We start from the raw sequence: 25,885 nt of genomic DNA, 5'->3' as shown, positions 1-25,885 counted from the left end.
CAGTCGCTCTTACTTAAGGATCTTGGCGACCACGCCGGCGCCGACGGTGCGGCCACCTTCACGGATAGCGAAGCGGAGCTTCTCTTCCATTGCGATCGGAACGATCAGCTGAACGTTCATGTTGATGTTGTCACCAGGCATAACCATTTCCGTGCCTTCCGGCAGGGTCACGATACCGGTCACGTCGGTGGTCCGGAAGTAGAACTGCGGACGGTAGTTACCGAAGAACGGGGTGTGACGGCCGCCTTCTTCCTTGGTGAGGATATAGGCCTCAGCAACGAAGTCGGTGTGTGGGGTCACGGAACCGGGCTTGCACAGAACCTGACCACGCTCCACCTGGGTGCGGTCGATACCACGGATCAGCGCGCCGATGTTGTCGCCAGCCTGGCCCGAGTCGAGCAGCTTGCGGAACATTTCGACACCCGTAACGGTGGTCTTCTGGGTTGCCTTGATGCCGACGATTTCGACTTCTTCGCCAACCTTGACGATGCCGCGTTCAACGCGACCGGTCACCACAGTACCACGACCCGAGATCGAGAACACGTCTTCGATCGGCATCAGGAACGGCTGGTCAACAGGACGCTCTGGCTGCGGGATGTACTCGTCAACGGTCTTCATCAGCGCCAGAACGGCGTCGTGACCAAGAGCCTTGTCCGAGTCCTCGAGAGCGGCCAAGGCCGAGCCCTTGGTGATCGGGATATCATCGCCGGGGAATTCGTACGAGCTCAGGAGCTCGCGGACTTCCAGCTCAACCAGCTCAAGCAGTTCCGGATCGTCGACCATGTCGCACTTGTTCAGGAACACCACGAGAGCAGGCACGCCAACCTGACGGGCCAGCAAGATGTGCTCGCGCGTCTGGGGCATTGGGCCGTCAGCAGCCGACACGACCAGGATCGCGCCGTCCATCTGGGCTGCGCCGGTGATCATGTTCTTCACATAGTCGGCGTGGCCGGGGCAGTCCACGTGAGCGTAGTGCCGATTGGCAGTCTCATACTCAACGTGAGCGGTGTTGATGGTGATGCCACGGGCCTTTTCTTCGGGCGCCGCGTCGATCTGGTCGTACGCCTTGAAGGTCGCGCCACCGGTTTCGGCCAGAACCTTGGTGATGGCTGCGGTCAGCGAGGTCTTGCCATGGTCAACGTGACCGATGGTGCCGATGTTGCAGTGAGGCTTATTGCGGGAAAACTTTTCCTTGCCCATTGCTTCTCTCCGTATCGGTTAGCCCTGCGGCCAACCTAGTTTCAGTTTCTTGTTTAGGCGTACTTGGCCTGGACTTCGTCAGCGACTGCCTGTGGCACTTGCTCGTAGTGGTCGAACGTCATCGTATATTGTGCACGACCCTGGCTCATGGAGCGCAGCGAGTTCACATAGCCGAACATGTTCGCGAGCGGCACATAGGCATTCACCACCTGAAGGACACCACGACTCTCGGTTCCATGAATTTGGCCCCGACGGGAGTTCAGGTCGCCGATGACGTCGCCCATGTAATCTTCCGGCGTGACAACTTCAACCTTCATGATGGGCTCCAGGATTTTTGGAGCCGCTTTACGAAGACCTTCGTTGAAACCAGCACGACCGGCGATTTCGAATGCCAGCACCGAGGAGTCAACATCGTGGTAGGCGCCTTCGGTCAGCGTCACCTTGACGTCCACGATCGGGAACCCGATCAACGGACCGGCAGCCATCACCGACTTCACGCCCTTTTCGACGCCCGGGATGTATTCCTTGGGCACGGAGCCACCAACAACAGCGTTGACGAACTCAAGACCCTTGCCGACTTCACCTGGCTCAACCGTCAGCTTGACGCGAGCGAACTGGCCCGAACCACCCGACTGCTTCTTGTGGGTATAGTCCACATCGGCCTTGCGGGTGATGGTTTCACGATAAGCCACCTGCGGCTGACCGATATTGGCTTCCACCTTGAACTCGCGACGCATGCGGTCAACGAGAATGTCGAGGTGCAACTCGCCCATGCCCGAGATGATGGTCTGACCCGATTCTTCGTCGGTCTTGACGCGGAACGACGGATCCTCGGCAGCCAGGCGATTGAGTGCAAGACCCATCTTCTCTTGGTCGGCCTTCGACTTCGGCTCAACCGAGATATCGATAACCGGCTCGGGGAAGATCATGCGTTCAAGGATAACCGGAGCATTCTGCGCGCAAAGCGTATCGCCCGTGGTCGTGTCCTTAAGGCCAACGATAGCGACGATGTCGCCAGCAAAGGCTTCGGTGATCTGCTCGCGGCTGTTGGCGTGCATCTGGAACATACGGCCGACGCGTTCGCGCTTTTCCTTGACCGTGTTTTCCAGCATTGCGCCCTGCTCGATGTGACCCGAGTAGATGCGGCAGAAGGTCAACGAACCCATGTGCGGATCGTTGGCAATCTTGAAAGCCAGCATCGAGAGCGGCTCGTTGTCGTCAGCGTGACGCTCGATCGGCGCTTCGGTACGGGCATCGATACCCTGGATGGCCGGAACGTCAGCGGGCGACGGCAGATAGTCGATCACGCCGTCCAGCAGAGGCTGCACGCCCTTGTTCTTGAAGGCGGAGCCCGCAAAGATCAGGAAGAACTTGGCGTCGATAACACCGCGACGGAGCAGCCGGCGGATCGTATCGTTGTTTGGCACTTCGCCGTTCAGATACGCTTCCATGGCGTCGTCGTCGAGTTCAACCGCGGCTTCGATCAGCGCTTCGCGATACTTCTCGGCTTTGTCCTTGAGGTCCTCGGGGATCTCAACAACGTCCCACTGGGCCCCGAGCTCTTCGTTGCGCCAGACCAGAGCGTTCATCTCGATCAGGTCGACAACGCCCTTGAACTCATTCTCAGCGCCGATCGGCAGCTGAACCGGAACGCCCTTGGCACCAAGACGCGAACCGACCATTTCGACGCAGCGATAAAAATCGGCGCCGATCTTGTCCATCTTGTTCACGAAGATCAGACGGGGAACCCGGTACTTGTCGGCCTGACGCCAAACGGTCTCAGTCTGTGGCTCAACACCAGCATTGGCGTCCAGCAGGGCAACGGCGCCGTCGAGCACACGCAGCGAACGCTCAACTTCAATGGTGAAGTCAACGTGGCCGGGAGTGTCGATGATGTTGAAGCGGTGCTGGGTACCGTTGCGGTCTTTCCAGAACGTGGTGGTAGCAGCAGACGTGATCGTGATGCCGCGCTCCTGCTCCTGCTCCATCCAGTCCATGGTCGCGGCGCCGTCGTGGACTTCGCCGATCTTATGGGACTTGCCGGTGTAGTACAGAATGCGCTCAGTCGTAGTCGTCTTGCCAGCATCGATGTGCGCCATGATGCCGAAGTTACGATAGAGCGGAATTGGATATTCGCGTGCCATAGGGCGCTCCTACTACCAGCGGTAGTGCGAGAAGGCACGGTTGGCGTCAGCCATACGGTGCGTATCTTCGCGTTTCTTGACGGCCTGACCACGCCCGTTCACAGCATCCATGAGCTCGCCAGAAAGGCGCTCACGCATGGTGTTCTCACCGCGCTTGCGGGCCGAGTCGATCAGCCAGCGAATGGCAAGAGCCTGCTGACGGTCGGCACGGACCTCGACGGGAACCTGGTAGGTTGCACCGCCAACACGGCGTGAACGAACTTCTACAGCCGGACGGATGTTGTCGAGCGCGGTATGGAACACCGTGATCGGGTCCTGCTTGATCTTGGCTTCAACGATGTCGAACGCACCATAAACGATGGACTCGGCAGCGGACTTCTTGCCGTCCTTCATCAGGGAGTTCATGAACTTGGTTACGACGAGATCACCGAACTTGGGATCAGGGATAACGTCACGCTTTTCTGCGCGGTGGCGACGGGACATGACTCTCTCCTTACTTCGGACGCTTCGCGCCGTACTTAGAACGACGCTGCTTGCGGTCCTTCACGCTCTGGGTGTCAAGGACACCACGGAGCACGTGATAACGAACACCCGGAAGATCGCGAACACGACCGCCACGGATCAGCACAACCGAGTGCTCCTGGAGGTTGTGGCCTTCGCCCGGAATGTACGAGATCACCTCGCGGGAGTTGGTCAGGCGCACCTTGGCGACCTTGCGAAGGGCCGAGTTCGGCTTCTTCGGAGTGGTCGTATAGACACGGGAGCACACGCCGCGCTTCTGCGGATTGGCTTCCATTGCGGGAACCTTGTTCCGCTTGGGCTTGCTGGCGCGTGGTTTGCGGATCAGCTGATTAATGGTCGGCATTGAGCTCTTTCCATCGTCCAAATTCATTTCGATCGTGACAAGCAAACCAAAATAGCGCTCACCTGACCCCCTAAGGGGTATGGCGGCGCCTCAATTGCAGCGGACCACGCGCCAACAAAGGCGGCAGTCATGCGCACAAGGATTTACTTCGTCTATCTACCCACAGTGTGTTTGAGTGTCCTGGATGCCCGCGCTAGGTGGCAGGTACCCGAAGCGACAATCACGACCGACCGCTAAGGTATGGGCTGTTTAGAGGCGGAGAGTCGTTCCGTCAAGGATTCTTTCGTGATTTTGCGCATTGGAGGCATGCGTCAAATATTCAGCATGTTGAGATTTGCGACCTTCATGACGGTTCAACCATGCTTCTCCTTTCGGGCGCCACGCCCTTCCTCCAAAGCAGTGAAAGTGTAGTGTTCGATCGAGCAACAGCCCCTTGGCTGTCAGCCCACCATGGAGGTTTTGATGAGAGTTATAGCAAAGACTGCCGGCGCATTCATGGTGCTCGCTTTTACCGGCATTGCCACAGGGCAAGAGGCGATTACCGGGGCCGATGTGGATGCGGTTCTAGCGGCAGCAACCGAGTACGGTACAGCAGTCCTTTCGGCTCAGCCCAACGGGGATCCACTGATCAATGGCAAGATCGGAGAAGTCGGCTATCAGATCTTGTTCCGCAACTGCACGGACAATGCCGACTGTGAGGACATCAACTTCTTTCTTGGCTTTGTTGATGTGAAGCCAACGCTGGAGGTGATCAACGAGTGGAATGCATCCAAGCGTTTTAGCCGCGCCTACCTCGACCAGGACAAGGACGCGTGTGTCGAGATGGACATCGATCTGGTCGAAGGGGTGAGCCCGGCCTACCTCAATTCGCAAATAGCAATTTGGACCATGGTGGTCGAGCAATTCGCAGATCACGTCGGTTACACGGCGCCGTCCTAGGCGCTTGGACCGCTGCCTCGCCTCGTTCGCCATCGTTGAACCGCCACTGCGGGAGCGACATGTGCAGCTGGCATAAAGAAAGGGGGCCTTGCGGCCCCCTCCCCTAAATCGCAGTAGCTGGTCTTACTCGGCTGCTGTTGGCGCCGGGATCTGAACGGTCGACGCCTGGCGACGGCGCTCCTCGAGGATAAGGTCGTCGCGCTTGGCGGCGATCATCCGTGCCGAGGAGATACCCGCGCCGGTGCCGGCTGGGATCAGACGGCCCACGATCACGTTCTCCTTGAGACCCTCGAGCAAATCGGCCTTGCCCGAAACCGCTGCTTCCGTGAGAACGCGGGTGGTTTCCTGGAACGAGGCTGCCGACACGAACGAGCGGGTCTGGAGCGACGCCTTGGTGATGCCGAGCAGGACCGGGTTGGCGGTTGCCGGCTTCTTGCCTTCGCTGACCAGCTGGTCGTTGAGTTCGTCGAAATCCAGCTTGTCGAGCTGCTCGTCCTTGAGCAGGCCGGACTCACCGGGATCCACGATCTCAACCTTCTGCAGCATCTGGCGAACAATCACCTCGATGTGCTTGTCGTTGATCAGCACGCCCTGCAGTCGATAGACCTCCTGGATTTCATTGACGAGGTAACGAGCAAGCTCTTCCACGCCCTTGATGGCCAGGATGTCATGCGGCGCCGGGTTGCCGTCGAGGATGTACTCACCCTTTTCAATGGCGTCGCCTTCCTGAAGGTGGAAGGGCTTGCCCTTGGGGATCAGGTACTCGACGGGCTCTGCACCTTCTTCATGCGGCTCGATGATGACGCGACGCTTGTTCTTGTAGTCGCGACCGAACCGGACGGTACCATCGATCTCGGCGATGATGGCGTGGTCCTTCGGACGACGAGCTTCGAACAGTTCGGCCACACGCGGCAGACCGCCAGTGATGTCCTTGGTCTTGGCCGATTCCAGCGGGATACGGGCCAGCACGTCACCGGGCGCAACCTTCTCGCCGGGTTCAACCGCAATGACGGCATCAACCGAGAGCAGGTAACGAGCGTCGCCGCCACGTTCCACCTTCTGGACCAAACCACCTCGGGCAATGGCAATCGCGGGCTTGAGGCCCTCGCCACGCTGGTTGGTGCGCCAGTCGATGACAACGCGCTTGGTGAAGCCGGTGGCTTCGTCGGTGTTTTCCGCAACCGAGGCACCATCGACGAGATCTTCGAACACGACCTCGCCTTCAACTTCGGCAAGCACTGGACGGGTGTAGGGATCCCATTCAGCCAAACGCTGACCACGCCGCACCGTGTCGCCTTCAGCGACGAGGAGCTTGGAGCCGTAAGTCACCTTATGGGTAGCCCGCTCCTTACCGTCGGCATCGAGGATGGCCAGCGACACGTTACGCGACATCACCACATGGCGACCGCCCTCGATCTTGGCGAGGTTCGGATTACGAACGGCAATCGTGCCTTCCGCACCGGCCTCAAGGAACGAGGAGTCGACCACCTGCGCCGTGCCACCAATGTGGAACGTACGCATGGTGAGCTGGGTGCCGGGTTCACCGATGGACTGAGCAGCGATAACGCCTACAGCCTCACCCATGTTTACCGGAGTACCCCGGGCCAAGTCACGACCATAGCAGGCCGCGCAGGTACCCTGACGCATGTCGCAGGTCAGCGGGGAGCGAATCCGGATCGACTGGATGCGCGCTTCCTCGATGATGTCGATATGCTTTTCTTCCAGCAGCGTACCCTTGGTGGCGATCAGATCACCGGACAGCGGATGGAAGATGTCGTCGGCAGCAGTACGACCAAGTACCCGCTGGCCGATGGAAGCCACGATCTGGCCGGCATCGACAATCGGCTCCATGGTCAGGCCACGCTCGGTGCCGCAATCGTTTGACACGATGATCGCGTCCTGCGCCACGTCCACCAGGCGACGGGTGAGATAGCCCGAGTTCGCGGTCTTCAACGCCGTATCCGCCAGACCCTTACGGGCACCGTGGGTGGAGTTGAAGTATTCGAGAACGTTGAGGCCTTCCTTGAAGTTAGCCGTGATCGGGGTCTCGATGATCGAGCCATCGGGACGGGCCATAAGACCACGCATACCAGCCAGCTGCTTCATCTGCGCCGGTGAACCACGCGCGCCTGAGTGGCTCATCATGTAAACGGAGTTGATGGGCTTTTGGCGGCCGGTTTCTTCGTCGATTTGGACGGTGCGGATGGCTTCCATCATCTTTTCGGCCACGGCGTCGCCGCATTTGGCCCAGGCGTCAACGACCTTGTTGTACTTCTCGCCCTGAGTAATCAGGCCGTCATTGTACTGCTGCTCGAACTCTTCCACTTGCTTACGGGCAGCTTCCACGATCGTGTACTTGGACGCCGGGATCACCATGTCGTCCTTGCCGAACGAAATGCCAGCGTCGCAGGCGTTCTTGAAGCCGAGCTGCATGACGCGATCACAGAAGATCACGGTCTCCTTCTGACCGCAGCCACGGTAAACCGTGTCGATCATCTTGGAGATCATCTTCTTGGTCATCAGCTGGTTGGCCGTCGAGAACGGCACCGCCGGGTTCTTGGGCAGGATCTGCCCAATCAGCATGCGGCCAGGCGTGGTTTCCACGATCTCGGTGGTCTTGTTGCCCGCTTCATCGAAGCTGGTGACACGGCCTTTGATCTTGGTGTGGAGGGTCACGACCTTGTTGTCGAGGGCATGCTCGAGCTCGGCATAAGAGCCGAACACCATGCCTTCGCCCGGCTCCTTCTCGTTCATCAACGAGAGGTAGTAGAGGCCCAGCACGATATCCTGCGAGGGCACAATGATCGGCTGACCATTGGCGGGGTGCAGGATGTTGTTGGTCGACATCATCAGCACGCGCGCTTCCAGCTGCGCTTCGAGCGACAGCGGAACGTGCACGGCCATCTGGTCACCGTCGAAGTCGGCGTTGAAAGCCGAGCAAACGAGCGGATGCAGACGAATGGCCTTGCCTTCGATCAGGATGGGCTCAAAGGCCTGGATGCCAAGACGGTGGAGCGTGGGCGCGCGGTTCAGCAGAACCGGGTGCTCACGGATCACTTCGTCAAGGATATCCCAGACTTCGGGCTTTTCTTTCTCAACCAGCTTCTTGGCCTGCTTGACGGTCGAGGAGAAACCCTTGGCCTCAAGGCGCGAGTAGATGAAGGGCTTGAAGAGCTCAAGCGCCATCTTCTTGGGCAGGCCGCACTGGTGCAGCTTGAGGTTGGGACCAACGGTGATGACCGAGCGGCCGGAATAGTCGACGCGCTTGCCGAGCAGGTTCTGGCGGAACCGGCCCTGCTTGCCCTTGAGCATATCGGACAGCGACTTGAGCGGACGCTTGTTGGCACCGGTGATGGTGCGGCCACGGCGGCCGTTGTCGAACAGCGCGTCCACAGCTTCCTGCAGCATGCGCTTTTCGTTGCGGATGATGATGTCGGGCGCACGCAGCTCGATCAGGCGCTTCAACCGGTTGTTGCGGTTGATGACGCGACGATAAAGGTCGTTCAGATCGGACGTGGCAAAGCGGCCACCATCCAGCGGCACCAGCGGGCGCAGCTCGGGCGGAATGACCGGGATAACGGTCATGATCATCCATTCGGGCTTGTTGCCCGAAACAATGAACTGCTCGACGATCTTGAGGCGCTTGGCCAGCTTCTTGGGCTTAAGCTCGGTGGTGGACTCGGCAATCTCGACACGCAGGTCAGCGGCGATCTTTTCGAGATCCAGCGCCAGCAGGATGTCGCGAATGGCTTCAGCGCCGATCTTGGCGGTGAAGCTGTCGGCACCGTATTCGTCCTGAGCGTCCAGGAACTGCTCTTCGGTCAGCAGCTCGTGCTGGGTGAAGGGGCTGAGGCCCGGATCGAGAATAACGTAGTTCTCGAAGTAAAGAATGCGCTCGATGTCCTTGAGCGTCATATCGAGCAAGAGCGCGATACGGGACGGCAAAGACTTCAGGAACCAGATGTGAGCAACGGGCGCGGCCAATTCAATATGGCCCATGCGCTCGCGACGCACGCGGCTGAGGGTCACCTCAACGCCGCACTTTTCGCAGATGACGCCCTTGAACTTCATGCGCTTGTACTTGCCGCACAAGCATTCGTAGTCCTTCACCGGGCCAAAGATGCGCGCGCAGAAAAGACCGTCGCGTTCAGGCTTGAACGTACGATAGTTGATGGTCTCGGGCTTCTTGATCTCGCCGTAGGACCAGCTCAGGATCTTCTCGGGCGAAGCGATGGAGATCTTCATCTGATCGAAGGTCTGCACCGGGACAGCCGGATTAAACGGGTCCATGACGTGGGAATGATGGTTCATTCAAACTCTCCTCTACCCGCCCGGGCCGTGGTTTCGCCACAGACCTGAACGGATGATGAACGGGATGGGGAAGTGCCGGATTATTCCGCCGCTTCCTGAGGAGGTGCGAGCTCCGCTTCGGCCTGACCGAGGTCGCCGCCGAGGTCGCGCATGTCGAGTTCGACATTGAGACCGAGCGAACGGATTTCCTTAACCAGAACGTTGAAGCTCTCGGGGATGCCCGGCTCGAACGTATCGTCGCCGCGCACAATGGATTCATAGACCTTGGTACGACCGGTAACGTCGTCCGACTTGATGGTGAGCATTTCCTGGAGCGTGTAAGCCGCGCCATAGGCTTCGAGAGCCCACACTTCCATCTCGCCGAAACGCTGTCCGCCGAACTGTGCCTTGCCGCCCAGCGGTTGCTGGGTAACCAGGGAGTACGGGCCGATCGAGCGGGCGTGGATCTTGTTGTCCACCAGGTGGTCGAGCTTGAGCATATAGATATACCCAACCGTCACCTGCCGATCGAACTGCTCGCCCGAGCGACCGTCGAACACGGTGGACTGGCCTGAGCCCTTGAGCCCTGCCCGCTCCAGCATCTCGACGATATCGGCTTCCTTGGCGCCGTCAAACACCGGGGTCGCGATCGACACGCCCTTCGAGAGGTGTTCGCCGAGGCGGATCAGACCGTCGTCATCGAGATCGGTGATGGATTCATCACCGGCAAACAGCGCACCCACTTCCGCACGCAGCGGCTTGAGGTCACCCTTTTGCTGATAGATGCGCACCATCTCGTCGATCTTCTTGCCCATGCCGGCGCAAGCCCAGCCCAGGTGAGTCTCGAGGATCTGACCCACATTCATGCGCGAAGGCACGCCGAGCGGGTTGAGCACGATATCCACCGAAGTGCCGTCTTCGAGATAAGGCATGTCTTCGATGGGCACGATGCGCGACACCACACCCTTGTTGCCGTGACGGCCGGCCATCTTGTCGCCTGGCTGGATCTTGCGCTTGGTCGCGATGAAGACCTTGACCATCTTCATCACGCCCGGAGGCAGTTCGTCACCGCGCTGCAGCTTGTCCACCTTGTCGATGAAGCGCTGCTCGAGCAGACGACGGCTTTCCTCGTACTGGGCGTGCAAGGCTTCCATCTCGGTCATGACCTTGTCGTCATCAACCGCGAACTGCCACCACTTGGAGCGGGGCTGGGCCTCGAACATCTGGTCATTGAGGCGGGTGCCGACGACATAGCCCTTCGGGCCAGCAGTGGCAGCCTTGCCAAACAGCATTTCCTTGAGACGCGCATAAACGTTGCGGTCCAGGATCGACTGTTCGTCATCACGGTCCTTGGCGAGACGCTCGATTTCCTCGCGCTCGATGGCCATGGCGCGCTCGTCCTTGTCGATGCCGTGGCGATTGAACACGCGCACTTCAACAACAGTACCAGCATCGCCCGGCGGAACGCGGAGCGAGGTATCGCGAACGTCGGAAGCCTTTTCACCAAAGATGGCGCGGAGGAGCTTTTCTTCCGGCGTCATCGGCGACTCGCCCTTGGGCGTGATCTTGCCCACGAGAATGTCGCCTGGCATCACTTCGGCACCGATATGGACGATACCGGCTTCGTCGAGGTTCTTGAGCGCTTCTTCCGACACGTTCGGAATGTCGCGCGTGATTTCCTCAGGACCAAGCTTGGTGTCGCGGGCCATAACTTCATATTCCTCGATGTGGATCGAGGTGAAGACGTCCTGCATCGCGATCTTCTCGCTCAGCAGAATGGAGTCTTCGAAGTTGTAGCCGTTCCAGGGCATGAACGCGACGAGCACGTTGCGGCCCAGAGCCAGATCGCCCAGTTCAGTCGAGGGACCATCGGCGATGATGTCGCCCTGGTTCACATGGTCGCCCACGACCACCAGCGGACGCTGGTTGATGCAGGTGGACTGGTTGGAGCGCTGGAACTTCATCAGGTTGTAGATGTCGACGCCAGTCTTGCTCGCATCGGTTTCTTCGGTCGCCCGAATAACGATACGGGTCGCGTCCACCTGATCAACGATGCCCTTGCGCTTGGCCACGATGGCGGCGCCGGAGTCACGGGCAACCACAGCTTCCATGCCGGTGCCGACAAACGGCGCTTCAGCGCGCAGCAGCGGCACAGCCTGACGCTGCATGTTGGAGCCCATCAGAGCACGGTTAGCGTCGTCGTTCTCGAGGAACGGGATCAGCGAGGCGGCAACCGACACCATCTGCTTGGGAGAAACGTCCATCAGATCGACGTTTTCCTTGGGCGTCAGGCCGTTGTCGCCAGCATGGCGGGCAACCACCAGGTCATGCTCAAGCTCGCCGCTTTCAGTGAAAGTGACGTTGGCCTGGGCGACATAGTGCTTGGCCTCTTCCATGGCGGACAGATAGACCACGTCGTCGGTCAGCTTGCCGTCAACGATCTTGCGATACGGAGTTTCGATGAAGCCGTATTTGTTGACGCGCGCAAACGTCGAGAGCGAGTTGATCAAACCGATATTGGGACCTTCAGGGGTCTCAATCGGGCAGATACGACCATAGTGGGTCGGGTGCACGTCGCGCACTTCAAAGCCAGCACGCTCACGGGTGAGACCACCAGGCCCAAGAGCCGACAAGCGGCGCTTATGGGTGATTTCCGAAAGCGGATTGGTCTGATCCATGAACTGGCTGAGCTGGGAAGAACCGAAGAACTCGCGCACGGCGGCAGCCGCCGGCTTGGCGTTGATCAGATCCTGAGGCATGACCGTGTCGATTTCGACCGAACTCATGCGCTCCTTGATGGCGCGCTCCATGCGGAGCAGACCAAGACGATAGGAGTTTTCCATCAGCTCGCCGACCGAGCGCACGCGGCGATTGCCGAGATTGTCGATGTCGTCGATTTCGCCACGGCCGTCGCGCAGATCCACGAGGGTGCGCACGACTTCGACAATGTCTTCCTTGCGCAGGGTGCGCATGGTGTCGGGAGCGTCGAGCTCCAGACGCATGTTCATCTTGACGCGGCCCACGGCGGACAGGTCATAGCGCTCGCTGTCAAAAAACAGCGACTTGAACATGGCTTCGGCGGTATCAACGGTCGGCGGTTCGCCGGGACGCATCACGCGATAGATGTCGAACAGCGCGTCTTCACGCGACTCGTTCTTGTCGATGGCAAGCGTGTTGCGCAGGTAAGCGCCCACATTGATGTGGTCGATATCGAGCAGCGGCAGCTCATCAAAACCGAGGTCAACCAGGGTGGCGAGCACCTTCTCGTCCAGCTCGTCGCCAGCTTCGGCATAGATCTCGCCGGTCTGGAGATTAACCAGATCCTCGGCCAGATACATGCCGTAGAGGTCGGCATCGGTGGCCAGCAAATGGGTCAAACCATTCTCGGCAAGCTTCTTGGCCTGACGTGCGGACAGCTTCTTGCCGCCTTCATGGACGACGTCGCCGGTCTTGGCGTCGATCAGGTCATGGCTGGGCTTGGCACCCTTCCACTTCTCGGCGTCATACGGAACCTGCCAACCGCTCGCGGTCTTTTCGTACTGGAGCGTGGTGTAATAGGTCGCAAGGATTTCCTCGGCATCCATGCCGAGTGCCTTGAGCAGCGAGGTCACCGGGATCTTGCGACGCCGATCGATACGCGCATAGACGATGTCCTTGGCATCGAATTCCAGATCGAGCCAGGAGCCGCGGTAGGGAATGATGCGGCCTGCGAACAGGAGCTTGCCCGAGGAGTGGGTCTTGCCCTTGTCGTGATCAAAGAACACGCCAGGCGAACGGTGCATCTGGGAAACGATGACGCGCTCGGTACCATTGACGATAAAGGTGCCGTTGGAGGTCATGAAGGGCATGTCGCCCATATAGACGTCCTGCTCCTTGATATCCTTTACCGAGCGGGCGCCGGTTTCCTCGTCCACTTCAAACACGATCAGCCGCAGCGTCACCTTGAGCGGGGCAGCGAAAGTGATATCGCGCGCACGGCACTCGTCGATGTCGTATTTGGGCTGCTCGAATTCGTATTTCACGAATTCGAGAGAAGCGGTGTTGGAAAAGTCGGTGATGGGGAACACCGAACGAAATACGGATTGAAGCCCTTCGTCGGGACGGCCGCCTTCGGGCTCGTCCACAAGAAGAAACTGATCATAGGAGGCCTTCTGGACCTCGATCAGGTTGGGCATCTCCGTGACTTCGCGAATGGAACCGAAGGACTTGCGTACCTTGCGGCGGCCGTTGAACGTGGTAGCCATGAAAGCTCCTGTTTCTCTGCGATTGTCTCGGAGGCACCTAGCCAAAGCCCCGACTATCAGCCGTCGGGGATCGGGATATGTGCCCTTGTGGGGTCTAGTCGTTTAGGCTCAGCGATGACTCAAGGCCCTGCCCCAGCCATGGGAAGGGAAGACATGAAACGTCAAACAACCCCATGGCCAATAACCATGAGGTTTCGGGACGTCAGCGTGCCTCAGACATCGAAATCGTCATATGTTCCGCAAATTGGCGCCAGGACCCATCCAACCGGTCCGGCGATTCGTTTCCAAGCTGAAACGATAAAGCGAAATGGCACATAGCGCGCCATTTCGCAAATTGCAAGGGGTAAAAGCGAACTTACTTGAGTTCGACCTTGGCGCCGGCAGCTTCCAGCTTCTTCTGGATGTCTTCGGCTTCAGCCTTGGTAGCGCCTTCCTTGATGGCCTTGGGAGCCGATTCAACGAGTGCCTTGGCTTCGCCCAGGCCCAGGCCAGTAATGGCGCGGACTTCCTTGATGACGTTGATCTTGTTCTCGCCGAAGGAGGCGAGGATCACGTCAAATTCGGTCTTTTCTTCAGCAGCAGGAGCGGCAGCGCCGCCGCCAGCAGCGGCAACAGCAACAGGAGCTGCAGCCGAAACGCCCCACTTTTCTTCAAGCATCTTGGACAGCTCGGAAGCTTCCAGAACGGTCAGGGCAGACAGGTCGTCTACGATCTTGGCGAGATCAGCCATTTGATAAATCTCTTCTTTTCAGGTGTTCAGTTCAAACCGGTTCCAGAGGGAACCATGGGGGTTACGCTGCTTCGTTGCTCTTTTCCGCGTGAGCGGCCAACACGCGCGCGATACCACCAGCCGGAGCGACGATGACCGAAGCGATACGGGTCGCGGGCTGCTTGAGCATCCCGGCGAGCGTGGCGCGCAGTTCATCGAGCGACGGCATGGTCGACAAGGCCTTGACGCTGTTTGCGTCGAGAGCGGTCTTGCCCATGACGCCACCAAGAACGACGTATTTCGCGTTCTTGTCGGCAAATTTCTGCGCCAGCTTGGGCGCAGTCATGGGGTCTTCCGCATAGGCGATGACGATCGGACCGGTAAACAGGTCCGAGATGTCGGCGTGGTCGGTGTCTTTAAGAGCAAGCTTGGCAAGACGGTTTTTTGCGATCTTCACATAGCCACCGGCACCCTTCACCTCACGGCGAAGCGATTCCAGATTGGCCACGGTCAGACCGGCATTCTGCGCGAGGACGATCGACCCAGCGCCCGAGAGGGCTGACTGAAGCGATGCGACAAGCTCACGCTTTTCCGCTCTTTCCACTGCTAGTCTCCACATTGAGCCCGACAAGAAACAATGCCGGGCCATTGCCAATTGCTGCCCTCCGATCTCCCGAAGGAGGAGAGGAGCAACGGTTACATGCCTGTCAACCGTGCTGCCCGGATGGGCAACTGGCCTGGTTCGAACCTTGAACACCCCGGCCCTTGCGGGCCGGAAAATCCTTGGTCTTCACCCCATCTATGCTGGCGTCGGTGGACATTAAGCTGATCCAGATCGATCAGCACCGGCAGTCTCGGACAGGACTTACGCACCCGACAGGCGAACCAATCGGGTGCGGTCCGGGCGGCGAACCGCCCGAATTTCGTTTTAGAGCGCGGAAGCCGGCTCTACGTGCACGCCGGGGCCCATGGTCGAGGACACGGCAACGCGCTTGACATAGGTGCCCTTGGCACCGGCGGGCTTGCTCTTCTGCACGGCGTCGGTGAACGCCTTGATGTTCTGCAGGAGGGCTTCGTCCGAGAACGAAACCTTGCCAACGCCAGCATGCAGGATACCGGCCTTTTCGACGCGGTATTCAACAGCGCCACCCTTGGCGGCCTTGACGGCGCCAGCGACGTCCATGGTCACGGTGCCGACCTTGGGGTTCGGCATCAGGTTGCGTGGCCCGAGGATCTTACCGAGACGACCAACGATGGGCATCATGTCAGGGGTGGCAATGCAGCGATCGAAATCGATCTTGCCGCCCTGGATCTGCTCCATCAGGTCTTCGGCGCCAACAATGTCGGCACCAGCAGCGGTGGCTTCATCAGCCTTGGCGCCACGGGCGAACACGGCGACGCGCACGGTCTTGCCGGTACCATTGGGCAGGCTCACAACGCCGCGGACCATCTGGTCGGCGTGGCGGGGATCAACACCCAGATTGATGGCAACTTCGATGGTTTCGTCGAACTTGGCGGTGGCGCGTTCCTTGACCATCTTGATTGCCTCATCAAGCTTGTAGAGCTTGTTGCGGTCGATGCCTTCGCGTGCCTTGACGGTCTTCTTACCGATATGTGCCATCTATCAACCCTCGACCTGGATGCCCATGGAACGGGCGGAGCCGGCGATCATCGACACAGCAGCGTCGACATTGTCGGCATTGAGATCCTTCATCTTCTTTTCGGCGATTTCGCGCAGCTGAGCCTGCGTGATGGTGCCAGCCGATTCCTTGCCCGGAAGCTTGGAGCCGGACTTGAGGTTGACGGCCTTCTTGATGAAGTAGGTCACCGGGGGAGACTTCATCTCGAAAGTGAAGCTCTTGTCGGCATAGGCAGTGATCACGACTGGAATGGGCGAACCCTTTTCCATTTCCTGCGTGGCGGCATTGAACGCCTTGCAGAATTCCATGATGTTCAGACCGCGCTGACCCAGTGCTGGGCCAATCGGCGGGGAAGGTGTTGCGGAACCCGCAGGCACCTGCAGCTTGACGTAGCCAGTGATTTTCTTTGCCATGATCGTCCTTTGATGTTGTCTCCGCGGTCAAGCGGAGCGTTTGACGCTGTGGTGCGAAGCTTGATCGGCCGCCTGGCAGCAACCGCCCTCTTCCACAGATTTTGCCGGATCGCTCCGGCAGTATCCGGCTTGCGCCGGAATGGGGATGCCGCGGATCAGCGCGGCAAATCGATCAGACCTTTTCGACCTGACCGTATTCGAGTTCCACCGGAGTGGGGCGCCCGAAGATGGACACCTCGACCTTAAGGCGCGAACGCTCCTCGTCGACTTCCTCCACGACGCCATTGAAGCTGGCGAAGGGGCCATCCGACACGCGGACATTCTCGCCCACTTCGAAGGACACGGACGGCTTGGGATGATCCACGCCTTCCTGCACCTGCTGCAGGATCGCCATGGCTTCCTTTTCCGAGATCGGCATCGGCTTGTTGTCCGAACCGAGGAAACCGGTGACCTTGGGGGTATTCTTGATGAGGTGGAAGGCCTCGTCGGTCATATCCATCTTCACCAGCACATAGCCGGGGAAGAACTTGCGCTCGGCATCGACCTTGCGGCCACGACGGATCTCCGTGACCTTTTCGGTCGGCACGATCACGTCCTCGAACAAATGCTCGAGCTTCTTTTGCGCAACCTTCTGGCGAATATCTTCCGCCACCTTGCGCTCAAAGTTCGAATACGCCTGAACGATATACCAGCGCTTGGCCATGCCGCCTCGTCGCTCCCTAGTGGTTATTCGCCGACCGCTTTAGCGGATCGACAGCATCAGCGATACCAGCCACGAAATCAGCTGGTCGGCCAACAAGAAAAACAGACTGGCCAACATAACCAGCACAAGTACCATGATCGTAGAGATCATCACCTCGTTGCGGCCGGGCCAAGTCACCTTGCTGACTTCGGTTCGAACCTGCTGGAGGAAGGTGATCGGGTTCGTACGCGCCATCAGCGAATCATCTCTTTGGTGTTTTGGTGCAAAACCAAAGGCCGCGCAGGACACCCGCACGGCTGGAAGCTGCTATCTAGAGAAATCAGACGCGGATTGCAACAGGCCCTGCCCGATTTGTTGGACCGCACCGAGCCCGAACAGCTTACCTGCCGCAGTCTACATCCACCGAGCTAGGCCGGGAAGTTGGGTTGCAGTGTCACACTGATCTGCTTTGATGCGATCGGGCGGTTGGCCGGTGGAGGACGGGTCGATGAGCTTTGAGATCAAGGCCTGTGACATCCTGTATTTCGAGCCGCACCGCATCATCAAGGGCCGCACGGTCGGGGTGATCCGGGTAAAGGTGCGCGAAACCTTCATGGGCGCGGTTTCCGAGTTCTCGCTGGACCTGAAATGCCGAGCCGATATCGGGCGCGCCCAGGCTGCGGAAATCCGCACTGCACTGCTTGCCCACGCCGCCCATCAGCTCAACCGGATCAAGGCCCGGCACGAGCAGATGGAGGCGGACGAACTCGCGGCGAGCGAAGCAATGGCGGCCGCTACCGCGGAGCCTAGTGGCCGGGCTCAGGGCCGACTGCGCTGAAGCCTCATAACGCCGATCCGAACTCCCCTGCAGCGCCGATGCAAATTTCCGTGTGGCTGGATGTCGGCTCTGCGCCTTTGTGGGCGTCCTGATTGCGACGGATATGAGGAGTTACAGGCATGAGAAAGCTCATCGTAGGTGCATTTGCCAGCCTTGACGGCGTGATGCAGGCGCCCGGGGGCCCAAGCGAAGATCCCACGGGTGGCTTTCAATATGGTGGTTGGGGTGTCCCTTATTTCGACGAAGCGGTGGGGCAATTCATGGATGCCGGGTTTGCCGAACCCTATGATCTGCTGCTCGGGCGCAAGACCTACGAAATATTTGCTGCGCACTGGCCGCATATGCCGGCGGATGATCCGATCGCCACGGCCTTCAACAAGGTGACGAAATATGTCGCTACCCGATCCGACCAGGAGTTTGGGTGGATCAATACCACTCCGCTGCGCGGTGAGGTGGTGGAGCCCCTAAGGCGCCTCAAGGCGGAGGATGGCCCCCATCTGCTGACGCAAGGCAGCACGGTGTTGGTGCAAACGCTGCTGGCCCATGACCTTGTGGATCAACTTCGGCTCCTGAGCTTTCCCGTGCTGCTGGGCCCGGGCAAGCGGCTGTTCGGGCACGGCACCAAGCCGCGGGCCCTTAAACTCGTCAGCAACAGCGTCTCGGCGAGCGGGGTCAGCATGAGCGTTTATGAGCGCGCGGGAGAGGTTTCAACCGGATCCTTTGCCTTGGCCGAGCCCACGGCGGCAGAACAAGCGCGGCAGGAGCGGATGGCCCGGGAAGGATAGTGTCTGCGTGCACTGGTGCCGGGGGACGGTGCCCCCGCCCCTACCCTCCTTTTCAGGAAATGGGCGAAGGCTGGTGGCACTGCGGCAGGAGTTGCTGGTGCAGTGATCGGCCTGAGGAGCCTCGCGGGGTTTCATTCCCGCTGATATGGCCTAAATTAAGGGGTGAGTTTTCTGCCGCGCTTGCGCGGATACGAATGGAGCCAAACCATGCTGTTGCGATCCGCCCTCATTGCCGCCGTGTTGCTCGTACCCGTCAGCGGAGCAATGGCCGCCTGCCCGCCCGGCACCCGCAGCGTGCAGGAAACCAATAACCGCATCGTGTGCATCCAGCAGGAACTGGCCGAGGAAACCGCGGCGCGTGCCAATGAACGGCAACTGAAGGATTTGCAGACCGACTGGCGGCAGAACCAGCTGGAACAGCGCTTCAAGGAGCTGCCCCGTTTCAGCCCCGTTCCCAAGTGGAACGAATAGCTCCCAAGGGGCAGAGCCGGGCCATAGGTCGCTTTCGGTTTCTTGCCAAGCGCATCACCAAACCGGCCAGGCAACAAAAAGCCCGCTCACCGAGCGGGCTGGCAGCGATCAATGGTGGAAGTGCCTGGCAGGGGCTGGGGGACTCGAACCCACGACCCTCGGTTTTGGAGACCGATGCTCTACCAACTGAGCTAAACCCCTTCAGGCGAGCTATCCACTAATGGCAAAGCGCGCGGTGTGCAAGAGGTTCGCGACGCTCATCCCCAAAGATGGGGCACAAGCGGGATCGCCACAAGGATGGTGCCGAGCAGCCCCAGCGCATAACTGATCGAGCGCCAGGGGCTGAGCGCGCGCATATAGCACAAGAGATGTGCGACTCGCGCAGCGAGGAACAATGTCGCGCCCAGCAGGGACAGCCAGCCCTGCTCCCCCAGCACAATCGAGAGCACGGCCAGAGTGAGAAAAGCCGGCAGGTTTTCTTGCAGATTGGCGAGGGCGCGGCGTGAGCGGGCTAGTTCGGGCGTGGGTTCGGGCAGATTGTCGCGCGCGCCCATTTGCGCCTCGGGCCCGACCTGCTTGGCCAGGAGAACGCCGGGAAGCTGGGACTGCATAAAAAGCAGCAGCAGCACAAGAAAGATGATCAACAGCATGGCAAGGGGCGACTCCGGTTAAGGCGTGCAGTGTGGCCCAGCGCCAGGGGCTTGAGAACCGCTAAACGCCGGGGCGGCAAACAAGGTGCGCGAGGCACGAGGGGGCATTTACAAGCGTGGCGCCTCCGGGGATAACTAACGCGCGAGTGAATGGAAGCCGTGGGAAGCAACCTGAACCGGAGGGACGGACGTGTCCCCGAAAGGATATCGATGCGCCTAGTGCTTGCCCTTGTTATGCTCGCCGTTTTTCCCAACCTTGCCTTTGCCCATAGCGGGCCCGAACACGCCCTCGGCTTTGTGCACGGGTTCGAGCATCCCGTTGGTGGGCTCGATCATCTGCTGGCGATGGTGGCGGTTGGGGTGTTCGCCTTTGTGTTGGGCGGCCGCGCGCTTTGGGCGGTGCCGCTGAGCTTTGTGGCAATGATGATTGTTGGCTTTGGCGCTGGGGTCGCCGGGGTGCCGGTGCCGTTTGTGGAACTGGGGATTGCCGTTTCGAGCGTGCTGATCGGGGGCGCCGCGGCGCTGGGGCGGCCGATGCCGGTGGCGGCGGCGATGGGCCTCGTGGGGGTTTTCGCGCTGTTCCATGGCCACGCGCATGGGGCGGAAATGCCCGGCGGCGCCAATGGGCTGGACTATGTCGCGGGATTCACGCTGGCGACCGCGAGCCTGCATCTTGCCGGGATGGCGGCGAGCTTGACGGTGGCGCGACTCGCCGGGCGGTTTGGCGCCGGTGCGGCGCGCCTGGCAGGCGGCGGCTTTGCCCTGGCGGGCCTGGGTGCGATCACGGGCTGGATCTAGGCGGCAGCAAAGCAGTTCCACGCCCGCACCGCGGCGATCTCCTCCGCGCTCATGGGCTGGTAGCGCCGCGACAAGCGTTCGGTCATGGCTGACGCGATGGTGTCGGGCAAAATATCGAGCCCCGGTGGGAAGTATCGGCCGAGATCGAAGCGGACGGGGGGCACCTGCGCAACCGCCTCCGCCATGCTGGGCAGGTAGAGGCTCTCCGGCACCCGGTCCTGCAGCCATTTGAACGAGGATGCGAGGTAAACCGGCCTGACCTGGCAGAGCTTGGCGATATAGGGATTGTCGAAGCGGGCGATGTCCATCGCTTCGAACTGGGGAATGGAGATAGCGGTTTCGCGCTTCAGGGCCTCGTAAAGCAGGCGCTTGCGGTAGCATTTGAGACAGCGCCCGCAGGGCCCGCCATTTGGCCCCATGATACAGAACGAGACCTGGTCGCCCAATCCATGCAGGGCAACTTCCTTGATGTTGAGATATTCGGGCAGCATGGTGGCGGCAGGCGCGATGCGCAGGCCAAGGGCGGCGAAGGCCCGGCCGATCGTATCATGGCGATTGCCGGGCCTGAACTCGACATAGCGGCGGCCGTTTTCGTTGAACGAGCCTTCGAACACCGTGCCCGACAGGATGCAGTTGAGGCCGCGATCGGCTCCGGCCAGCAGCATGGGAATGGCATAGGTGGCCCAGGTGGTGACGCCGCGCGGGGACGCGATGTTTTCGGCATTGGTCCAGATATACTGGTCGCAGACGGGGGCGTCGTTGAGCCGGATGGCGTCCCGATCGGCGTAGAAGCGGTAGATGGGCAGGTGGAAGACGTTGTTGACGATGATGGCGCTGACGAGGTGGTAGCTGAACACTTCGGGCAGCAGCGTCTTGACCGCGACGGCATCAAAGCCCCCGCCCAAGGCGAGCCCGCAGGTGGCGAGGGTGATGGGCGAAGCATTCTCGGGGCGCGGCCCCGTTACGGTGGTGGTGACTTCGACCGGCTCGGGCCCGGGAGCGCCGCGTTTGTTGGCGTGAAGGAACTCGGGGATCACATCGGACACTGGGAAGGAAAAAGAGACCTTGTTGCCGATGAAAGGCAGGAAGAGCAGGCAGCAGGCCAGCGCCAGCCGATCGTAATCAAGGTTCTGGATATCGAGGCCGAAGGACACGCGGGTTTCGGTCAGCGTGAGCGGCGTTTTATCGCTCTGTACGCGGTTGCCGGTGCGCATATCGCCATGGGCGTCGACCAGCCCGGCGGTGATGGTGAACACCCCTGGCTCCTGGCGGAAGGTGAAATGCATCGGGGGTCCTCCACGGCCGGCAGACGTCCGGGCCCAATATGGAGGATTGCCGGCGCCAATGCAGCCGTACCCGCGATGGGAGTTGCAACGGAGTTACGACGCGCTTGCAGCGCGTGCCGGTAATTTACTGACAATGTGAGGAATTTTGGAGCGGGTAGCGGGAATCGAACCCGCATATTCAGCTTGGAAGGCTGCTGCTCTACCACTGAGCTATACCCGCCCGCTTGGGGGCGAACCCGACGCACAGAACTAGCGGGAGGCGCAGGCCAATGCAAGAGCGCGGGTGGGCCATCGCGCACTTTGCCGGGGGATTGATGCGCAGCGAGGCCCCTGCCCGCTCAACCGGCCATTTGGGCGCGGGCGGCGAAGCGGTCATGGGCGCGCATGGAGGCGTCGCGCAGATCAAGACCCCAGCCGGTGAGCCAGCGCCTGACAGAGGCGAGGGCACGGTCGCGGCGGCGACCATAGCGGATGACGCGGGCGTATTTGGCGGTGATTGCAGTGTGCGGGCCGTAGAGAAGCGCATACTCGGCGGCATTGTCGAACTGGTCACGGCCATTATTGGCGAGGAGGGTTTCGACCGCAACGCCATTGGCAAAGATCACCTGATGCTCGGCCAATTCGATGTTGAACAGCTCGAGTGTGGGGGAATGATCCCAGGGCTCTTCCGTAATGGTGGTGCCGTTGATGAGTTGATAGGCGGGGATCAGCACGCCGTCGAGAAAGAGGCTGTGTTCGCGCGAGACCAGCAGGTCGCGACTGGGGACATTTCGGGCCATGGCCGAGCGGCGGATGCGAACCGGCCGCATCGTGAGCGACCAGCCGGCGGCGGGACGATGGCGCAGGCTGCGCCCGATCCATTTGACGGGCTGAGTGCCGGAAGCGGTTTGCACGAGATCGCCGATCCGCAGGGTTTCGACGGCAACAGTGCCCTTGGCGGTCCCGATGCGCGTGCCGGGCAGGAAGCAGGAGACGGCGTCAGTGTCGGCGGCCCCACCGCCAATCACGGAGCGGGACCGGGCGCTGCGCCGGTGCCCGCCCGACCCGCAAGCTGCGAGCGAGCCGGCCAGGAGCGTAGCGGTGAAAGTGCGGGTTGCCTTGGCGAGAAACTCACGTCTGCCGATGCCAGGAAGATCCATGCTGCTGCCTACTCTCGTAACTACAGAACACTGTATAGAGGTGCAGAATCACGCACAGTTAAACATTGGAGTAAGCTGGACTTTCCCGTACTTACTATAGCTTAGTTCACCGCCCGCCGAGCTCTTGCAGCAGCGTCACGAATTGAGCGCCGGCAACGGAAAGCTCACCCGAATTGTCAATGACGACGGCGTTGGCGGGCACGGTGTTGCACTCGATGCGGCGCGCGAGGCGTCGCTCCACCGAGGCCGGTGATTCCCGGCCGCGGCGCAGGAGCCGCTCGGCGATCACCGGGCGATCAGCCACCACGGAGACGACCACCGCGGTGGGATAGCGCTGCAGCAGCGCTGGCAACACGCCGCGGGAGAGATTGGCGACGACGACCCGGCCACTGGCGAGTTCATGTTCCAGCGCGACCGGAAGACCGTAGCGCAGGCCGTGGGCAGCCCAGCTAAGCGCGAAATCGCCGCGGGCTTCGGCGGCCATGAAACCTTCGGGATCAAGCGTGTCGTGATCCTCGGCATTGCCATCGGCGCTGCGGGTAACGACCCGGCGCACGAAACAGATCTTATCGCCCAGCCGATCGCGGGCGAAGCGGATCAGACTGTCCTTGCCGACGCCACTGGGGCCAACAACGGCGACGAAGGTGCCGGTCATACCACCCGGCGACCTTGGCGCCACACGGTCAGGACGATCGGGATGCCGTCTTCGATGCGCAGATGCACCAGGTCGGCGCGCTTGCCGACGGCGATCTCGCCACGGTCATCAAAGCCGATGGCGGCGGCCGGACGCTTGGTGACCAGTTGCACAGCCTTGGGCAAGCTCACCCCTTCGGGGCCGTCGGCGAGGGCAAAGGCGGCCTGCAACATGCTGAAAGGGATGTAGTCCGAGGAGATGATGTCGAGCAGGTCGGCGGCGGCCAGCGCGCGGGCCGAGACATTGCCTGAGTGGGAGCTACCGCGCACCACATTGGGCCCGCCCATCAGGATCGCCATGCCCGCCTCACGGGAGGCGCGCGCCGCATCCAGCGTGGTGGGAAATTCGGCAATATGGGTGCCGAGCGTCACTGCTTCTTCCACATGGTCTGAGGTCGCGTCGTCGTGGCTGGCCAGCACGATGGCGCGGCTTTGGCACAGATCGGCAATGGCGCGGCGGTGGCGGCCGGCAAAGGTTTGCGATTCGATGTTGCGCCGCGTGGTGAACTCCTCGAGCGCGGCGTCGCTGAGCTTGAGCTTGCCCTGGTAATAGGACTTATAAACCTCTTCCTTGACGAACTGGCGCTGGCCCGGCGCGTGGTCCATCAACGATGCCAAGCGCACCTGGGGATCGTCCATCACCTGCAAAAAGCTCTCAAGGCAATCGGGTGCGGAAACCTCGCAGCGCAGATGGACGTGATGTTCGGCGCGCAGGCGCCCTGCCCGCGTCCCCGCCGCAATCGCCCCGGCCAGAATGCGCGACTCATCCAGGCCGACATCGGCGTGCTCGTCGGTGCCAACGCGAATGGCATCAAGCACGGTGGTGATACCCGAAGCGGCGATCTGGGCATCATGGGCCTGCACTGCCGCGACAGGGTTCCAACGCACGCGGGGACGCGGGGCGTAATGGGTTTCGAGATGGTCGGTATGGAGTTCCACGAGACCGGGGATCAGGTAGTCCCCCTCCAGATCCGTGCCGGATGCACTTATGGTGCCGATCTCGGCGATATGCCCGTCCACAACACGAAGGGAACCCTGGATCACCTCATCGGCCAGCACCATACGTGCATTGTTGAGAACAAGGTCTGCCGGGAAGGCTGTGGTCATGGAAAGGTCCGCAGTGAAAAGCCGGAAGAAGGCCGGAATAATATGATGGTAGTTGGGCCGCCGGCATGTCGCCAGCCTTTAAAGCGCCAGCCGCTTCCCGGGGCCTAACTGGCCCGGTTTGGCGCGGCGGACATGCGGCCTTGCTTTGAACACCATTGACTGTCATACAAGGGTTACACGTTTACAGCCAATCGTCGGCTGCCTGATCTTCCGGTTCTCCGGGCCCTGGCTCCCTTCTCTTTCTTGCGAACGTTATCACCCTTGCGCATGTCGCCCAAGGGAGCGCTCGCTTGCATGTGCTTCGGGCTTTCAAAGGACTTCATCATGGCAACCATCAATGGTACCGTAAAATTCTTCAACACCACCAAGGGCTTCGGCTTTATTTCGCCTGAAGATGGCAGCAAGGACGCTTTCGTCCACATCTCGGCAGTAGAGCGTTCGGGCCTGCAGGGCCTGTATGAAAACGACAAGGTTTCCTACGAACTGGAAACCGGTCGTGACGGCAAGGTTTCGGCAGCCAATCTGTCGCTGCTGAGCTAAGCCCAAGACTTTAGCACCGGGGTGCGCCGCCTGGCACATCCCGGTGTTTGTTTTGTTCCAGGCGGGAGTGCTCTTGTGTCGGCTAACTTGAAAAGTATCGCAGTGCCAATGAAGCGCAGCCGGGGTTCCGCAGCTGCTGCCCCTGTGCCTGCGGTGACTGATAATGTTGCGCCGATGGCCCGTAGCATCCCTGCCCCCGTTGCCCGCCAGGTCAACCATCTCTACAGCACCGGCGATCGGCTGATGCTGCTGAGCAATGTGCGCGCAGGCAAGGCGGCGACGCCATGCGTCGTGCTGCGCCTGCTGCCGTTTGAAGGCCGCGAATTTCAGTACCGCGTCCACGATGATTCCGACGGTCGCGAGCGCGTCGTCGCCGAGGCTGATCTGCAGGGGCTTTAAGCCCGGGCCTGCAGAGGGCTCCGCCCCGATAACATCCAGTGCCGTGCTGTTCA

Annotated in this window: 24 protein-coding genes and 2 tRNA genes; 7 read left to right on the top strand and 19 right to left on the bottom strand. The window is 60.5% G+C overall.

Going from position 1 to position 25,885, the window contains the following annotated elements; genetic code table 11:
* Window positions 1–9: 9 nt before the first annotated feature.
* The 4 genes from tuf to rpsL are packed head-to-tail and all read right to left on the bottom strand — an operon-like array spanning window position 10 to window position 4,209.
* Window positions 10–1,200 (bottom strand): elongation factor Tu, encoded by a 1,191-nt coding sequence (gene tuf, locus HRU92_RS04470; RefSeq protein WP_127752904.1) that lies wholly within the window; start codon window positions 1,198–1,200, stop codon window positions 10–12.
* A 53-nt stretch (window positions 1,201–1,253) separates the two neighbouring features.
* A complete protein-coding gene (gene fusA, locus HRU92_RS04465) occupies window positions 1,254–3,344 on the bottom strand; it encodes an elongation factor G (protein ID WP_127752903.1) in 2,091 nt (696 codons plus the stop codon).
* 12 nt (window positions 3,345–3,356) lie between these two features.
* On the bottom strand, window positions 3,357–3,827 hold the full coding sequence (gene rpsG, locus HRU92_RS04460; protein ID WP_127752902.1) for a 30S ribosomal protein S7: 471 nt from the start codon (window positions 3,825–3,827) through the stop codon (window positions 3,357–3,359).
* A 10-nt stretch (window positions 3,828–3,837) separates the two neighbouring features.
* A complete protein-coding gene (rpsL, locus tag HRU92_RS04455; protein ID WP_046136734.1) occupies window positions 3,838–4,209 on the bottom strand; it encodes a 30S ribosomal protein S12 in 372 nt (123 codons plus the stop codon).
* A 462-nt stretch (window positions 4,210–4,671) separates the two neighbouring features.
* Between rpsL and HRU92_RS04450 the strand changes: the two genes are divergently transcribed.
* Entirely contained in the window at window positions 4,672–5,148 is a 477-nt protein-coding gene (locus HRU92_RS04450; protein WP_172123150.1) for a YbjN domain-containing protein, read from the top strand.
* A 123-nt stretch (window positions 5,149–5,271) separates the two neighbouring features.
* Here the strand turns inward: HRU92_RS04450 and rpoC are convergent, their stop codons facing one another.
* The 8 genes from rpoC to secE all read right to left on the bottom strand — a co-directional run bounded on the left by rpoC (window position 5,272) and on the right by secE (window position 17,384).
* Window positions 5,272–9,459: a DNA-directed RNA polymerase subunit beta' gene (gene rpoC, locus HRU92_RS04445; RefSeq protein WP_172123149.1), complete on the bottom strand. Its 4,188-nt coding sequence runs from the start codon at window positions 9,457–9,459 to the stop codon at window positions 5,272–5,274.
* Window positions 9,460–9,539: 80 nt separating this feature from the next.
* The gene (gene rpoB, locus HRU92_RS04440) at window positions 9,540–13,682 is read right to left on the bottom strand and encodes a DNA-directed RNA polymerase subunit beta (protein ID WP_127752899.1); all 4,143 of its coding nucleotides are present in this window, start codon (window positions 13,680–13,682) and stop codon (window positions 9,540–9,542) included.
* 355 nt (window positions 13,683–14,037) lie between these two features.
* Window positions 14,038–14,412: a 50S ribosomal protein L7/L12 gene (gene rplL / locus HRU92_RS04435; RefSeq protein WP_127752898.1), complete on the bottom strand. Its 375-nt coding sequence runs from the start codon at window positions 14,410–14,412 to the stop codon at window positions 14,038–14,040.
* A gap of 61 nt (window positions 14,413–14,473) precedes the next feature.
* Window positions 14,474–14,995: a 50S ribosomal protein L10 gene (gene rplJ / locus HRU92_RS04430; protein ID WP_127752897.1), complete on the bottom strand. Its 522-nt coding sequence runs from the start codon at window positions 14,993–14,995 to the stop codon at window positions 14,474–14,476.
* 324 nt (window positions 14,996–15,319) lie between these two features.
* Window positions 15,320–16,012, bottom strand: coding sequence for a 50S ribosomal protein L1 (gene rplA / locus HRU92_RS04425; RefSeq protein ID WP_127752896.1), 693 nt, complete (start codon window positions 16,010–16,012; stop codon window positions 15,320–15,322).
* Window positions 16,013–16,015: 3 nt separating this feature from the next.
* Entirely contained in the window at window positions 16,016–16,444 is a 429-nt protein-coding gene (rplK, locus tag HRU92_RS04420; RefSeq protein WP_127752895.1) for a 50S ribosomal protein L11, read from the bottom strand.
* A 172-nt stretch (window positions 16,445–16,616) separates the two neighbouring features.
* Complete coding sequence (nusG, locus tag HRU92_RS04415; protein WP_127752894.1) at window positions 16,617–17,147, bottom strand: transcription termination/antitermination protein NusG; 531 nt, start codon at window positions 17,145–17,147, stop codon at window positions 16,617–16,619.
* A gap of 39 nt (window positions 17,148–17,186) precedes the next feature.
* Window positions 17,187–17,384, bottom strand: a complete 198-nt coding sequence (gene secE, locus HRU92_RS04410) for a preprotein translocase subunit SecE (protein ID WP_164854949.1) — start codon at window positions 17,382–17,384, stop codon at window positions 17,187–17,189.
* 250 nt (window positions 17,385–17,634) lie between these two features.
* Here secE and HRU92_RS04405 point away from each other — a divergent pair, with 250 nt between their 5' ends.
* The 3 genes from HRU92_RS04405 to HRU92_RS04395 all read left to right on the top strand — a co-directional run bounded on the left by HRU92_RS04405 (window position 17,635) and on the right by HRU92_RS04395 (window position 19,220).
* A complete protein-coding gene (locus HRU92_RS04405) occupies window positions 17,635–17,964 on the top strand; it encodes a hypothetical protein (RefSeq protein WP_172123148.1) in 330 nt (109 codons plus the stop codon).
* A gap of 119 nt (window positions 17,965–18,083) precedes the next feature.
* On the top strand, window positions 18,084–18,749 hold the full coding sequence (locus HRU92_RS04400; protein ID WP_172123147.1) for a dihydrofolate reductase family protein: 666 nt from the start codon (window positions 18,084–18,086) through the stop codon (window positions 18,747–18,749).
* A gap of 207 nt (window positions 18,750–18,956) precedes the next feature.
* On the top strand, window positions 18,957–19,220 hold the full coding sequence (locus HRU92_RS04395) for a hypothetical protein (protein WP_127752890.1): 264 nt from the start codon (window positions 18,957–18,959) through the stop codon (window positions 19,218–19,220).
* Between the two features lie 125 nt (window positions 19,221–19,345).
* Here the strand turns inward: HRU92_RS04395 and HRU92_RS04390 are convergent.
* Together HRU92_RS04390 and HRU92_RS04385 are read right to left on the bottom strand one after the other, a co-directional pair.
* Window positions 19,346–19,421: transfer RNA gene (locus HRU92_RS04390), tRNA-Trp, on the bottom strand.
* Between the two features lie 56 nt (window positions 19,422–19,477).
* Window positions 19,478–19,870, bottom strand: a complete 393-nt coding sequence (locus HRU92_RS04385) for an MAPEG family protein (protein WP_172123146.1) — start codon at window positions 19,868–19,870, stop codon at window positions 19,478–19,480.
* A 210-nt stretch (window positions 19,871–20,080) separates the two neighbouring features.
* Here HRU92_RS04385 and HRU92_RS04380 point away from each other — a divergent pair, with 210 nt between their 5' ends.
* Complete coding sequence (locus HRU92_RS04380) at window positions 20,081–20,668, top strand: HupE/UreJ family protein (protein ID WP_172123145.1); 588 nt, start codon at window positions 20,081–20,083, stop codon at window positions 20,666–20,668.
* On the opposite strand, the gene HRU92_RS04375 is transcribed toward HRU92_RS04380, so the two are convergent.
* The 5 genes from HRU92_RS04375 to HRU92_RS04355 all read right to left on the bottom strand — a co-directional run bounded on the left by HRU92_RS04375 (window position 20,665) and on the right by HRU92_RS04355 (window position 24,893).
* Window positions 20,665–21,954, bottom strand: a complete 1,290-nt coding sequence (locus tag HRU92_RS04375) for a DUF6395 domain-containing protein (RefSeq protein WP_172123144.1) — start codon at window positions 21,952–21,954, stop codon at window positions 20,665–20,667. The genes HRU92_RS04380 and HRU92_RS04375 overlap by 4 nt on opposite strands.
* Window positions 21,955–22,100: 146 nt before the next feature.
* Window positions 22,101–22,174, bottom strand: a tRNA-Gly gene (locus tag HRU92_RS04370).
* A gap of 118 nt (window positions 22,175–22,292) precedes the next feature.
* Complete coding sequence (locus tag HRU92_RS04365; protein WP_172123143.1) at window positions 22,293–23,093, bottom strand: Hint domain-containing protein; 801 nt, start codon at window positions 23,091–23,093, stop codon at window positions 22,293–22,295.
* Window positions 23,094–23,199: 106 nt separating this feature from the next.
* Window positions 23,200–23,748 (bottom strand): phosphonate metabolism protein/1,5-bisphosphokinase (PRPP-forming) PhnN, encoded by a 549-nt coding sequence (phnN, locus tag HRU92_RS04360; protein WP_172123142.1) that lies wholly within the window; start codon window positions 23,746–23,748, stop codon window positions 23,200–23,202.
* Complete coding sequence (locus tag HRU92_RS04355) at window positions 23,745–24,893, bottom strand: alpha-D-ribose 1-methylphosphonate 5-triphosphate diphosphatase (protein WP_172123141.1); 1,149 nt, start codon at window positions 24,891–24,893, stop codon at window positions 23,745–23,747. Before HRU92_RS04355 ends, phnN begins: the two co-directional genes overlap by 4 nt.
* A 324-nt stretch (window positions 24,894–25,217) precedes the next feature.
* Between HRU92_RS04355 and HRU92_RS04350 the strand changes: the two genes are divergently transcribed.
* Both HRU92_RS04350 and HRU92_RS04345 read left to right on the top strand, forming a co-directional pair.
* Window positions 25,218–25,433, top strand: coding sequence for a cold-shock protein (locus HRU92_RS04350; RefSeq protein ID WP_127752883.1), 216 nt, complete (start codon window positions 25,218–25,220; stop codon window positions 25,431–25,433).
* Window positions 25,434–25,607: 174 nt separating this feature from the next.
* A complete protein-coding gene (locus HRU92_RS04345) occupies window positions 25,608–25,832 on the top strand; it encodes a hypothetical protein (protein WP_127752882.1) in 225 nt (74 codons plus the stop codon).
* The last annotated feature ends 53 nt before the right edge of the window (window positions 25,833–25,885 follow it).

Origin of the sequence: Devosia sp. 1635, assembly GCF_013185955.1 — a bacterium.
GTDB lineage: Bacteria > Pseudomonadota > Alphaproteobacteria > Rhizobiales > Devosiaceae > Devosia.
The sequence above is the reverse complement of the archived record's forward strand: the minus strand, read 5'-3'. Positions and strand labels throughout refer to the sequence as shown.